Below are 13271 nucleotides of genomic sequence, written 5' to 3' on the forward strand. Positions count from 1 at the left end.
GTTCGTATGGAGCGTGCTGAGCACAAGGTGACCTGTCAGCGACGCTTCCACGGCAATCTGTGCCGTTTCCAAGTCACGAATCTCGCCGACCATCACAATGTCCGGGTCTTGGCGCAGGATGGAGCGCAGACAGGCGGCAAAGGTAAGCCCTATATCTTCATGAACCTGGCATTGTATAAGTCTTTCGATCTGCAGCTCAACGGGATCTTCTGTCGTGATGATTTTCACCAAGGGCGTATTGAGCACATTGAGGCAGGCGTACAAGGTCGTTGTTTTGCCGCTTCCCGTGGGTCCTGTAGCCAACATAATACCGTTGGGCTTGTTGATCACATTGATCACTTTTTTGTGCAGATGCGCGCTCAGCCCCAAATGTTCCAGCTCAATGCGCACGGCAGTACGGTCCAAGGTACGCATCACGACCCCTTCCCCATATAGGGTGGGCAGCGTGGCGACACGTACGTCAATGAGGCTGTCTCCGATCTTAAGTTCGATACGGGCGTCTTGCGGCAGGCGCCGTTCGCCAATGTCCATATTGGACATAATCTTGAGCCGCGACACGAGCGCAATATTCGACGCTTTCGGCGGGTGTACGATCTCATGGAGCACACCGTCGACGCGAATACGAATGCGGAAATCTTCTTCGTAGACTTCGATGAGAATATCTGATGCACGCTTTTGCAGCGCCGTGAGGAAGATCAAATTCACGATCTTGATCACTTCCGGCTGCTGCGCGAGCTCCACCAGATTATCCACATTCGAGATAATTTCTTGCTGACCCAGCTCTTCCAGACTCAGGTCTTCGGTTCCCACCACCTCTTTGAGCTCTTCGAGCAGGTGTTCCACCGAATCCGCTTCCAAGGTGTAATTTTTCTGCCACGCCGCGTTTACATCCTCGGGATTACTCACGGCGCCGCGCACATCCTTGCCCGTAATCTGGCGCAGATCGTCCAAGGTCTGAATGTTTAAGGGATCCGCCATCGCCACGAGCAGAACATCATCTTCGATACGCACGGGGATAATGGAATAGAAGCGTGCCACATCACTGGAGACTAATTTAAGCGCATCGGGCGTGATATTGATTTTCGTAATATCGATGCGCTCCATCCCCTGCTGCACACTGAGCGCTTCAATGATGTTTTGCTCCGACGCATAGCCCATACCGACCAGCGTGCGGCCCAGCATGTCGCCGGTCAGACGCTGACGCTGCAGCGCCTCATCCAGCTGCAGCGGCGTAATGACGCCCATCTCAACCAGGAGTTCCCCGGCTTTCTGTTTTGTTTTAATCGTTGGCGGCATAATCTTTTCCGTAAGTTACCATAATACTTCTTAGCCTGCCCGTTTCACCTGACCGCCCGGTCCCGGCGCTCCGCCCACAGGTCCCGGACCGCCTTCCAGCCCGAAAGCCCGTGCCTGATTCTCAAATTCGTCGGGCATCTGTGCTTTCGCGAGCAAATCTTCATAGTTGCAAATGCCTTTCCGGTAGAGGGCAAGCAAATGTTCGTCGAGAAGGTTCATCCCGTATTTATGCCCCGTCTGAATGGACGAGGTGATACGGTAGGATTTATTTTCACGGATCAGGTTTTGGATAGCGGGCGTCGTAATCATGATCTCAAAGGCGGCGACACGACCGAAACCGCTTTTCCGAGGAATCAGCGTCTGCGAAATAACCGACTTCAGGTTACCCGCAAGCTGCGTACGGATCTGCTCTTGTTGGTTCGTCGGGAAGGCGTCCACAATACGGTCAATGGTACGTACGGCGCCCGTCGTATGCAAGGTACCGAAAACAAGGTGACCCGTTTCCGCCGCGGTCACTGCCGCCTCGATGGTCTCGAGGTCACGCATTTCACCGACGAGAATCACGTCGGGGTCCTGACGCAGCACGCGGCGCAGCGCCTCGGAGAAAGAGGGTACATCAACGCCCACCTCACGCTGCATGATCAAGCTTTTTTTATGGGTGTGATAATACTCAATGGGATCTTCAATGGTCACAATATGCTGGTCATAATGTTGGTTAATATAGTCGATCATCGTGGCCAAAGACGTTGATTTACCGGAGCCCGTGGGTCCTGTTACCAAGATCATGCCGCGCGGCTGGGTAATCACGTCTTTAAGCCCGTTGGGCAGACCGATCTCTTCAAAGGTCAGAATTTTACGGGGAATCAAGCGCAGTACAATGCCCACATAGCCGCGCTGCTTAAAGATGGACACACGGAAGCGTGCAACGTCTTCAAAGGCAAAGCCGAAGTCGGCGCCGCCCACTTCTTGCAGCTCCTGCTGATTGTCTACAGACGCAATACTTTTCATCAGCCGTTCCGTGTCTTCCGCAGTGAGCGGATTCTCCCCGAAAAACTGAAGATGTCCATGGACACGACCGATGGGCGGACTGTCCACGGTGATGTGCAAGTCAGAACCGTCGCGGTCCACCAACATACGCAACAAACTTACAATTTCATAACCAGCCATATGTCATTACCTTTCAGCTCCGGCCGCCAGCGGCTCTTGACCCGATCGTGTTATTATTTGCGGAGAAGGAGCCGGCTGCAGCAGCGGCTCGTCAACACGGGTACGGCGGTTGACCTCCTCCAGCGTGGTAATCCCTTCCTGCGCCTTATTCCAAGCGTCCTGACGCATCGTAATCATGCCGTCCAGCCGCGCTTGGCGGCGCAGTGCGGTGGCGCTTTCGCTATTCATGATCCGGCTGCGCAGCGCGTCGTTGGTCAGCAGCAGCTCATACACGCCCAGACGCCCTTGGTAGCCCGTCTCATTGCAATTGGGGCAGCCCTCGCCGTGAACCAGCGCGACCTCATCCCAATTCACCGGTATTTCAAGCCGTTCTTTTTCGATATCATCGGGCACATAGGGGGCACGGCAGTTGTTGCAAATGGTGCGCACAAGGCGCTGTGCGAGGATGGCGCGCACACCTGACGCCACGAGGAAGGGTTTGATCCCCATGTCGACGAGACGGGTAAAGGAACTTGCCGTATCGTTCGTGTGCAGCGTCGAGAAAACCAAGTGACCGGTGAGCGCCGCTTTAATGGCGATTTCAGCCGTTTCTTGGTCACGAATCTCACCGACCATCACAATGTCCGGGTCTTGGCGGAATATGGCACGGAGTGCGCGCGCAAAGTCCCAGCCAATATCGTGTTGAATTTGAACCTGGTTGATCCCGCTCAGCTGATACTCAACAGGATCTTCCACCGTAATAATCTTTGTTTCCGGCGTGTTCAGCGTGTGGAGCGAACCGTAGAGCGTCGTCGTTTTACCCGAACCCGTCGGTCCCGTCACCAACACCACGCCCGTCGCCTGTCGGATCAGGCGCTCCCACTGGTTGAGGTGATCATTGTTGAAGCCCAGCTGACCCAGTCCCAACAACAATCCGCTCTTATCCAAAATACGCATTACGAGGCTTTCCCCATACACAGCGGGTAGGGCGCTCACGCGCAGGTCAATCACTTTACTGCCCACGGTCATCTTGATACGGCCGTCTTGGGGAACGCGCCGCTCGGAAATGTCCATGCCCGACATAATTTTCAGACGGGAAAGAATCGATTTTTGCGCGCGCTTCGGCGGCAAAGGCATTTCCTGCATCACGCCGTCAATGCGGTATCGCACCTTGACCGACGTCTTCGCAGGTTCAATATGAATATCGCTCGCACGGAGCCGATACGCTTCCACGATCAATTGCTGCACATAACGCACGACGGGGCTGTCATCGTCGAATTCGACAAGGCCCGGAACTGAGGACGCCGCATCGGCAGCCTCTTTGCTGTCCAGACTCATGCTGTCCAAGCTGATGTCTTCCGCCGACAGCGAGCCGAAACTGCTCATGGCGCTGCTCGAAGCCATGGAAGACATGCTGCTCAAAGAACTGACACTGCTCGCACTGCTCGCAGAAGACAGCATGGATTCAACAGTCTCCCGTTGGTGACCGTAATACCGGTTCAGCGTTTCACTGATCGATTCCGGTGAAGCCATCACCGGCTCCACGGGACGATCGAGCAGCCGAGAAAGATTATCGAGGGCATTGATATTGGTCGGGTCTGCCGTGGCAACAATCAGGATGTCGCCCTGCTCCTCCACAGGAACAATACGGTAGAGCGTCGCAATGGCGCCATCCACCAGGGCGCGGATACGGGGCGGGATTTCCTTCTCCGCCAAATCAATCATGCGGATGCCCATCTGCTCCGCCACCAACTCCCCAATCTGCGTCTTACTCAGGTAACCTAAACGAACAAGGATCTCGCCCAGTTTACGATGACCCATAGTCGTCCGTTGTCGTTCAAGGGCATCATCCAATTGTGTCTGCGTGATTAATTTCTTATCAAGCAGTTGTTTACCAAATGAATCATATGTGGCGCGCATATAAGCTTGTCCTTAACTCACCAATAGCCACCGTGCCTGTGCTCAAGCGACAGGCGGCTTATTTACGTCCCATGGCTGATCAAGGCACCGCGCCTTGACCATAGGTCGAAAACTAAGCCAGTTTGTCAACAATTTATCTCCTACTAGAGGCAGTATAACATCATACCATAGACTAGGATACTATTGTCTACTATAGGCGGCGGCTGTGTCAACTAAAATTAACACACAGCGGTCTTTACCGGGGTAAAATCCCAACGCCTTAGGGGAGGCGGTCAGCCCTGATTCGCGGCAAAACTCTCCCAAAGGGGGGTGCCGTAGAAGGCGCCCATCAAAGCTCCTTGGAAGATCATCGCCATGGGCCGATCCAAGATGCGAAGGTAAAAGACCAGAAAGAAGAGGATAAACAGGCTGTAGGGCCCGATTTTTTCAAAGGTCTTCTGCGTCTCATAAGGCAGAAAATATTCCAGCACATGATGCCCGTCCAAGGGCGGCAGCGGAATCAGATTGAAGAGCAACAGCACCGCGTTGATCATGATCAAATAGAGCAGAGTCATGATGAACAACTCCAAGGCGGCAAAATTGGGCGCAAAGGAAAGCATACGCAGCGCCGCCACGGCGCTGAAGAGGACCAGCAAATTGCTCACAGGCCCGGCAAGGGCAACAAATACGGGGCCGCGCCGGCGATCGCGCAAATTACGGGGATTGAAAGGTACCGGCTTCGCCCAGCCAAAAAGGAACCGAAAACCCGTTGCCATCGCAAAGATCGGCAAGATGACCGTACCCATAATATCGGCATGTTTCACAGGGTTCAGGGTCAAGCGCCCCATGAGCTTAGCCGTTGGATCGCCCCAATAGTTTGCCATGGCAGCATGGGCCGCCTCATGTATACTCAAGGAAAAGAGCAGACAAAGATATTGGATGACGAGTATTTCAATACGAACAGGCACAAAGAATCCTTTATTTCATGGCGCCCCCGAGGGGCGATAAAGCTTGAAGGCACTGCCTATGGATGCCCGTGAACCGGCATAGAGCAACACCCCGACAGTCCTGCATTGTATAGGATGAGAAACGGAAAGATCAAATTTTCCAAGGCGCTGCGCAGGTTCAAACTCAAATTGCAAGCCTTTCCTGAAAAATAACTTCGGCAGAAATTCTGTAATGAAGTGTTTTTCTTGACCTGTCATCTAGGGAGGGATCACGGCAGCGGCGGCAATAGGCTGTCGCTATGGTAAGGATCGCTTCCTCGACCTATCTGTCGGTTTGTGGAATCACCGGGCATGCTTTATTGCGCTTCGATTTGCGCAAGGGCATGCTTGGATAGGTTATGGGTGGGTTGGATTTCTAAAGCATGCTTTAAAAAAGATTTCGCTTCTTCAACACGCCCTACATTAAACAGACATACACCATAATTGTATAGGACCGGCACATAATCGGGTTCCATTTCGTGGGCACGCTCCAGATAAGGTATGGCTTCTTCAAAACGCTGATTTCCTGCCAGAGCGGCTCCGTGCAAATTGAGAACGACCGGCGAGGACGGTATCTTTTCCACAAGGGATGTGGTTATTTTCAAGCTCTCTTTATAGCGTTCTGCCGTGTTGAGCATGATGGCGTAATTGGTGAGCCATATATTGCGGTTGGGTTCCAGTTCCACGCATTTTTCCATATGGGCAAAGGCTTGCTTTTGTAAGCCCTGTCTGCCGCGGATTACGCCGAGATGATTGTGTGCCAAGGCGTTGTTGCCATGGGTCACGACGAGGGCGCGCTGCGCCAATATTTCTGAGGTCGCCCAGAAGCCGCTTTGCCGAAATGCCAATGCCGATAAGAGTACAAGGAGCAGGAGAGCCGGTACCCAATAGGCGGGGGCGATAGCAGGTTCTTTGTTCTTTTGTGCTTGGACTTTTCCGGTGCTCAGTTCATAAAGCCCAAAGCCGAGCAGCAAGAAGAGTCCCATAGACGGCACATAGAGGTAACGCAAGGCGATGGACTCTTCTGCGTAGCGAACGAGCCCGCTCACGGGAAATAGGAAAAAGAAAAACCATCCCCACAGGACAATCGCCCACGGACGCCGCCACAGTTGGCTCAGTGCCAGTGCCGTTATGATTATCAAGATGAGGGCAGCGCCGAAGACCATCCACAAAGGCGGTGTCCAATCAGCGATAAAGCCCATGATATAGCGGTCGGGATAGATCAGATGGAAAAGGTATCGGATAAAGCCTGTCATTGCAAAACCGATATTTTCAAGAGGAGACATGATGCGGCTTCCTTTAAAGGCGCCGAAATCGCGTTTGCCATAGAATGCAAAAAAGACACCCAATCCTGAAAATAGCATGTAGGGTATTTTTTCCGCGGCGAGGGTTAGGGCACGGCTCAGGGTCTTGGGGAAGCGGCTAAAGGAAATCTCTATTCTTTTTAAAGGCCAATAATCAAAGAGCAACAAGACGATAGGTAACAATACGGCGCCTTGTTTACTCATCATTCCGAGAAACATACAGAGCAGCGACATGGCATAGAAAAAAGCGCTTTTCCGGTAAGCTCCCTTTTCCTGTTCCGTGTAGCGTCGGTACAGGTCGATACAAAGGAGCAAGAAAACGGCGGGCATGATTTCATTACGCGCAGAGATCCAATTGATGGTCATGGCTTGAACGGGGTGTATGGCGACCAATGCGGAGGCGAAAAAAACGGCCGTGTAGTTTTTTGTGAGCCTTCCCATCACGCGATAGAAAAGGCAAACACATAAAATATGCCAAAGCAGCGTGCTCACGTGAAAGCCGCCTGCCCAGTCCCCGTATAGACTATAGTCGAGCATGAAGGTCAGCGTTGGCAGGGGCATATAAAGCCCGAAGTTGGGATGTAAAATTGCCCAGCGTGCGCTATCCCAAGTGAGCCCTTGGATCACATGCTCATTCTCAAAAATAATATTGGGGTCGTCATAGAGTACATATTCGAAAGTAATGCAGCGCCCATAGACGGCGATGCAAAGTATAGCCAGTGCAATCATGGGCCACCAATGACGGGATGTAATGAGTTTCATGCAGGGTCACTCCTTGTTCAGGATTAGTATAATGACCTCATTGTAAACAAACAAACTTCCACCGGTTCAACCTCGAATTGTAAGCCTTGCCTGAAAAAAGACTTCGACAAGAGTTCTGTAATGAAGTGTTTTCCTTGGTCTATTCTTTAAATCTTAAACAGCCCTTTGTAACTGCTCTTCAGAAATTGTATCAAAACGAGTCTTTTAGGGAAGGATTGTCTTAAAAGCCCATGGGTGTTTTCCTTCTCGGCGCGATCCTTTGAACAGTAGGGACGTGTCAAATACAGCGCTACGGATAATTCTTTAGCAATGTATGTATGCGCAGAATATGCTGTACTGAAGATCTCCGGGATGTCCTCTTTTTTTTGAACCGGTTGTATTTCAACCTTGAATCCGCCCAGCCCCCACGCTTGCTTTCTCTCTGCATACTCACTTATACTTTTTTGCATGAAAATGCGTACCCTTATTCTTAGCGTGCTGCTCATCAATTTGCTGATCGCCTGCATCTATTTGATACCGTGGAATCGCCTTTTGCCCGAGGCACTGATCACCGCCGCGCCCTTGCGCCCTTATGCGGACAGTCCCGATGCTGACGCCATCGATGCCGCCCTCCAATTTCTGCTCCACCACGAAGAGCAACAACGGCCCTCATGGCAGGTCTATGCCCTGCTCCATTACCTGCAGCGCCGTTTCCAACTCGATGAACAATACTGCATTGATAACGCCTTTCCCGAAGAGCATTGGCCCGACTACGACCGCGAAATGGCCTGTCTCTTTCAGCGCTTTACCGATACCCGGTACCGCATTGATCCCTCGCTCTTTCCCAAAGAACCCAAGAGCCTCAACCGATACTTGGCATGCGCCCTTTATTGTGATCAGATCCCCATCGACGACATGTATATTCAGCAGCTCGTCGCGCTTTACGAAAAGGACTGTACCAGACCGGAGCCCGGCTACATTGCCACCCATGCCATCTTCGCCGCCCAATGGCTGCGCGAACTGGGCTGTGACGCCGATTATCAGGCTCCCTTGGAAGGCTTATGGGCTCGCTCTGCGGACACCTTGGTGGACATCGTGAAGCGCGAAAAGGTGCAGACCGATCTCGCTTTCGAGTCTATCATGCTGTTGTATTATACAGGCCACGGGGAGCGGGTCGATCCTTCGTGGCTGGACAGCCTGCGCAGTCTGCAGCGTCCTAGCGGCGCTTGGGCATACCGCCCCGAAGACGACGACGACGGACATCCCACCGCACTCGCATTGTGGGTCCTTTTGGAGCACGCTTTGCCTGATGCGCCCAAAGAGCCCTGGCTGCTGCCTCTGTAATAGGGAGGCGCTGCGCTGTTGATCCCGGAGGATGGACGGGAAGGAATGCGGTCTGTCGTGTTTAGCGCATTTCCTGGCCGCCGGTGACGTTAATCGCCTGCCCCGTCATATAGGCTGCGCCGTCTCCGGCGAGGAACAGGACCACGCGCGTCACGTCCTCGTATTCACAGGGGCGTTTCATGGGCACCTGATCAATATACTTCTGCCGTACCGCCGCCTCCGTGATCCCTTGATTTTGGGCATATTGTTTAAAAAGGCTTTCTGTCCACAGGGGTGAGTTCAATAAATTGCCGGGGCAAATGGCGTTTACACGGATCCCCCGGTCTGCGAATTCGAGGGCGAGACTTTGCGTAAGACCAATACCGCCAAATTTTGCCGTCGCGTAGGCGGCATTCTTAAAACTGCCCTTTTTCCCCGATTTCGAGTTGATCTGGATAATGGAGCCGCCGCCGCCCCCGGTCAGCATGACGCGGGCTGCCTCACGGGCGCACCAGAAATAACCTGTCAGATCCACTTCAATGACCTTACGCCAGGCTGCAGGATCCAGGGTAATGGAATCACCGGAAATGAGTATTCCCGCATTACAGACCATAATATCCAGCCCGCCCATGATGCTGCAGGCTGCGTCGACAGCGGCGCGTACTGCCTCGGCATCGGTGACATCTACCCTTCTGGCATGTACCGCTTGCCCGGTACTGTCGCAGAGCGCCTTCGCCGTTGCGTGCGCCGCCTCCTCGTTGAGATCCCAAAGCGCCACCGTACAGCCCGCTTCCGCCAGGGCTTGGCAGATGGCGGCGCCCAGTCCTTGTGCTCCTCCCGTCACAATGGCTTTCTTAAGGCTCAGTTCATTTGTTGACGTGTTGCTCATGGTCTCTTCCTTATGGCTGTTCCTGTGCTTTGTTTTGGGTTTCGTTGCATGTCATAGAAAAGCCGCCGACTCAGGATTGAGCCGGCGGCTGAAATTCACCGTTAGAAGGCCTTAGGCCTTGTCGTTCTTATTTGCGTCGCCGCAGGGCACGGGCGCCGCCCAGTGCGGAAGCCAGCGCGAGGATACTGAGACCGATCACACCAGCGGCCGGTACGCCAGTGTCTTTACCCAGCTTAGCGGGGCCGACGACGATCGTGGTGTAGTCATCGGAGACTTCAACACGGTACTCACCGTCCATGGCGGAGGCATAGGGTGCCAGTTTCAGTGCCGCAGTGCCGGCGCCGTCATAGCTGCCGAGACCATAGACACCGTTCACGATGGCTACGAAGTCGGCATCGCCGCTGCGTTTCGCCTGCCATTGGTAGTGAATGGTTCCGAGTCCGCCGGATACCACCACAGGCCAGGTGAAGTCATCTTCTTCAGCGAGCACGACGTCTTCGAGGGGCAGTGCCGTGAGCGGCGGTGCGATCTCAAGGGTCGCAGCGTCGGAGGCGGTCTGACCGCTGTCGTCACTGGCTTCGGCGTGGAAGTCGAAGAAGCCGGCACCCAGATCAGCAGGCGTTACGCTCAGGTTGATCGTATTCGGTGTGCTGCTGTCCGCGACAAAGCCGAGACCGTCGCCATTTTGGAACCATTCGTAACCGGTTAGGTTGGCACCGTCCTTATAGGTGGCGCTCAGTACGTAATCGTCACTGGTGGTGTAGAGGCGTGCACCTACGGGCTGAATCGTGAAGGTGAGCAGGTCAACCACAATGACGGTCAGCTCTTCGGTAGCCGCCACATTGCCTTCGTCGTCGGTGACGTCAAAGGCGAGTACGTAGCTGCCCAGGGTGTCTACGTCGACAGCGCCTGTGGTTACGATCTTGCCGGTAATGTCGCCTTCGCATTCGTCGGCGGCAACACGGATGCTGCTGTCATTGGGGAAAGCAACGCCACGCTGCCAGTACAGCGGATCGGCGGCAATTACGGTAATGACAGGTGCTTCTGTGTCGACCACTTCAACGGTACGGGTAGCAACAATATGGGGCATGGAAGGATAGCCGGGCACGGCTACCGAGTAGGTTACGGTGTAGATGCCGGGGATACCGGTATTCACAGGGTTAACGGTAATGATATTGGAGGTAATATCATTGTTACCTTCTTGGGGATTGATCGCCGTTGCGCCATCGTCAAGGTATTCGAAGGGGCATTCGACTATGGCAGGGTCATCACCTACCACGGTGATTTCAGGCAGTTGCAATCCGAAGAGGGTGAAGACGGTTGATTCTTCTGCTTCGTTACCGGAATTATCGGAAACCGTGTAGACGAGCGTGAAGAGATAATCCGTGTCAGGCAGAATAATCCAAGGCTGACCATCACCGCGATCATCAGGATCTATGGGCAGCGCTACGGGATTGTCGTCTTCGTCGAAGGCGGCAACGGCAATCGAAGCAGTCAGGTCGCCATCACAGCGGTCTTCCGCTGTCACGCCGGCGAGCAGTTCACCTTCCGTAATTTCACCGTCCATGGCAAGACGCGTTTTCGGCGCGATACCGCCGAGATCGGGCGCAATTTCGTCTATAACATTAATGTCGACGGGCATATCCAGTGTGTTAAGGGACATGTCGTAGACAGTCAGCATAATTGAAACGGGAGTACCGATATCACCGCAGTTGAAGGGCGTGGTTCTGTCGGATGACGTAGCACCCAGATTCAGATCGCAGTTGTCCGAAGCATTAGCAGCCATGGTCTGCAAGTCCTCGCTCGTGAGCGTGTAGGTACCGTTCGGCAGCAAGAACACGTCATAAGCCGTTGTAACATCGGGCGCTACCGGCGGGTCAGTGTCTTTAATCGTTACTTGCACGACGCCGCTGTCGGTATTGCCCTGTGCGTCTTCAATGGTAACAGTCACGTTCTGGGGCAGACTTGTGTCATTACAGTCGAATTCCATGGGGACTGCCGTAATGCTCAGATCACCGTAGGCTGTGCAGTTATCGCTAGATCCTGCGGTAATTTCGGCGAGGTCTGCAGCAGTCAGCGTATATTCACCGTTGGCATCCAGATTTCTCGTGATCGGTGTCACCTGGATGCTCGGATCGACGGTTTCGGTCACGGCGATATCGCCCACGCACTGGTCGGTACGTCCAAGGATATCGGCGACGACCAAGGTCACCTGGGTCACGGGGATATCGTCGCAGTCGAATGCCTTAGGCGCCAGCGCAACGGTCCACAGAGGCGCTTCAGCGAAGACGCTGGTATCGCCGTCGAAGAAGTCGAAGGGATCCAAGTCGCTCGTATCCGGGTCATCGGCAAGATCCAGTTCAAGCAGGGAATCCAGGCATGCAACGGACGGTCCGATTTCGGAGAGCTCTAAGGCGCCTATATCGGCACGACCACCGACAGTTCTATATACGCCCAAGAAGTCGTCGCCGCCGACGACATTCGCATCTGCTGCGTCAATGGCCGGGGAATCGCTGAGGGGTATATAGTCTGCCACCTCTTGACCCACGAGCGCCGTGAAGGCAGTATTACCCAGTTTAGGCGCGTCGTTGAGATTACTCGTGCCGGGGTAGACCCCCAAGGGCATTTGGATAATATTGTGGGCTGCCGTCACATATTGAACAGCGGGATTTCCGATTTCGCTTTGTGCAATGCTGCCGGGCGTATTACCCCATACAATACTATTGGTCACGACCGGGTGTGTATCATCGTCGGCCCAGGTGAATATGCCACCGCTGCCTTCTCCGATACCTCCTGGATTGGTATAGTCGGCGCCGCACGTGTTGTTCATAATGGTGCAGAAATTGATGGTTGTGGAGGAGCGGTTATTGAAGATGGCTCCACCACCGCGCAGCGGATTGGCTGCGCCGGCGGGCGCATCTTCACCGCGCTGGGCGGTATTGTCGAAGATGATGCAGTTCTGCAGATTGAGCTCAGAGGCGATATTGACGGCGGTGTTATATTCCGCGGCAATCGCACCGCCGGAGACGGCTGCTTGGTTACCGTAGATCATACAGTTGCTGATGGTCGGCGAGGAACCATAGACATAGACGCCGCCGCCACGCCAGGTGTGGTAATCATTGGCGATACCGTTTGCTCTGCCGCCGGTTATATGGAAGCCATCGAGGATGGTATTTGAGGTCGCGGACAGGCGTGCACCAAAGACGACTGTGTGGAAAGCAGATTGACCACTGCGGCTCTTACTGCCGTCAATAATGGCGATGTTCTGCGCGCGGTTGCGCTGATTGAGCCGTGTTTCCTTCGCGCCTTCGCCGTCACGATAGCCTTCGAAGCCGCCATAGACGGATACGTTGGAGGGGATCACGAGGGAGCCGGCAACACGACCGGGCTCACCCACGGTGCCGCCCCATTGTTCTGTACGCTCTTCGTCGTAGACGATCGGCGCTGTGATGGGACCACCGGCTACCCACACTTCACCGCCGTGCGCTCCGGCAGCATTGATACCATCTTGCAGCGTCCAGAAGGCGTTTTCCCAGCTTTCGCCGGTTGTATTTTCGCCCGTCGGATCCACATAGAAGACTTGACCGGAGCTGACGTTAACGTTCGCCAGAGCCGTCGTGACGCTATATTCGCCATAGGGCGCCAAGTCGTTTGTGATGACTACGCGGTAGATACCGGAGTCGCCGA

The 13271-nt window shown here is 54.1% G+C and carries 9 protein-coding genes; 1 reads left to right on the forward strand and 8 read right to left on the reverse strand.

Annotated features, from left to right (window positions below; translation table 11 throughout):
- From tadA (GX117_00895) to GX117_00920, 6 genes are all read right to left on the reverse strand, one after another.
- Positions 1–1296 (reverse strand): Flp pilus assembly complex ATPase component TadA (gene tadA / locus GX117_00895; GenBank protein ID NLO31901.1); only part of this gene is annotated, 1296 nt, incomplete at its 3' end.
- Positions 1297–1326: 30 nt separating this feature from the next.
- Positions 1327–2463, reverse strand: coding sequence for a type IV pilus twitching motility protein PilT (locus GX117_00900; protein ID NLO31902.1), 1137 nt, complete (start codon positions 2461–2463; stop codon positions 1327–1329).
- 6 nt (positions 2464–2469) lie between these two features.
- Positions 2470–4362: a Flp pilus assembly complex ATPase component TadA gene (tadA, locus tag GX117_00905; GenBank protein ID NLO31903.1), complete on the reverse strand. Its 1893-nt coding sequence runs from the start codon at positions 4360–4362 to the stop codon at positions 2470–2472.
- A 272-nt stretch (positions 4363–4634) separates the two neighbouring features.
- The gene (locus GX117_00910) at positions 4635–5309 is read right to left on the reverse strand and encodes a site-2 protease family protein (protein NLO31904.1); all 675 of its coding nucleotides are present in this window, start codon (positions 5307–5309) and stop codon (positions 4635–4637) included.
- 335 nt (positions 5310–5644) lie between these two features.
- Positions 5645–7393, reverse strand: coding sequence for a tetratricopeptide repeat protein (locus GX117_00915; protein NLO31905.1), 1749 nt, complete (start codon positions 7391–7393; stop codon positions 5645–5647).
- A gap of 146 nt (positions 7394–7539) precedes the next feature.
- A complete protein-coding gene (locus GX117_00920) occupies positions 7540–7842 on the reverse strand; it encodes a hypothetical protein (GenBank protein NLO31906.1) in 303 nt (100 codons plus the stop codon).
- 4 nt (positions 7843–7846) lie between these two features.
- Here GX117_00920 and GX117_00925 point away from each other — a divergent pair, with 4 nt between their 5' ends.
- A complete protein-coding gene (locus tag GX117_00925; protein ID NLO31907.1) occupies positions 7847–8716 on the forward strand; it encodes a hypothetical protein in 870 nt (289 codons plus the stop codon).
- A 61-nt stretch (positions 8717–8777) separates the two neighbouring features.
- On the opposite strand, the gene srlD is transcribed toward GX117_00925, so the two are convergent.
- Both srlD and GX117_00935 read right to left on the reverse strand, forming a co-directional pair.
- Positions 8778–9584 carry a sorbitol-6-phosphate dehydrogenase gene (srlD, locus tag GX117_00930; GenBank protein NLO31908.1) on the reverse strand — a complete coding sequence of 269 codons (807 nt, stop codon included), beginning with the start codon at positions 9582–9584 and terminating at the stop codon, positions 8778–8780.
- A 127-nt stretch (positions 9585–9711) separates the two neighbouring features.
- The coding region (locus GX117_00935; protein ID NLO31909.1) for a DUF5011 domain-containing protein at positions 9712–13271 on the reverse strand (3560 nt) is incomplete at its 5' end.

The organism is Candidatus Hydrogenedentota bacterium (assembly GCA_012523015.1).
GTDB lineage: Bacteria > Hydrogenedentota > Hydrogenedentia > Hydrogenedentales > CAITNO01 > JAAYBJ01.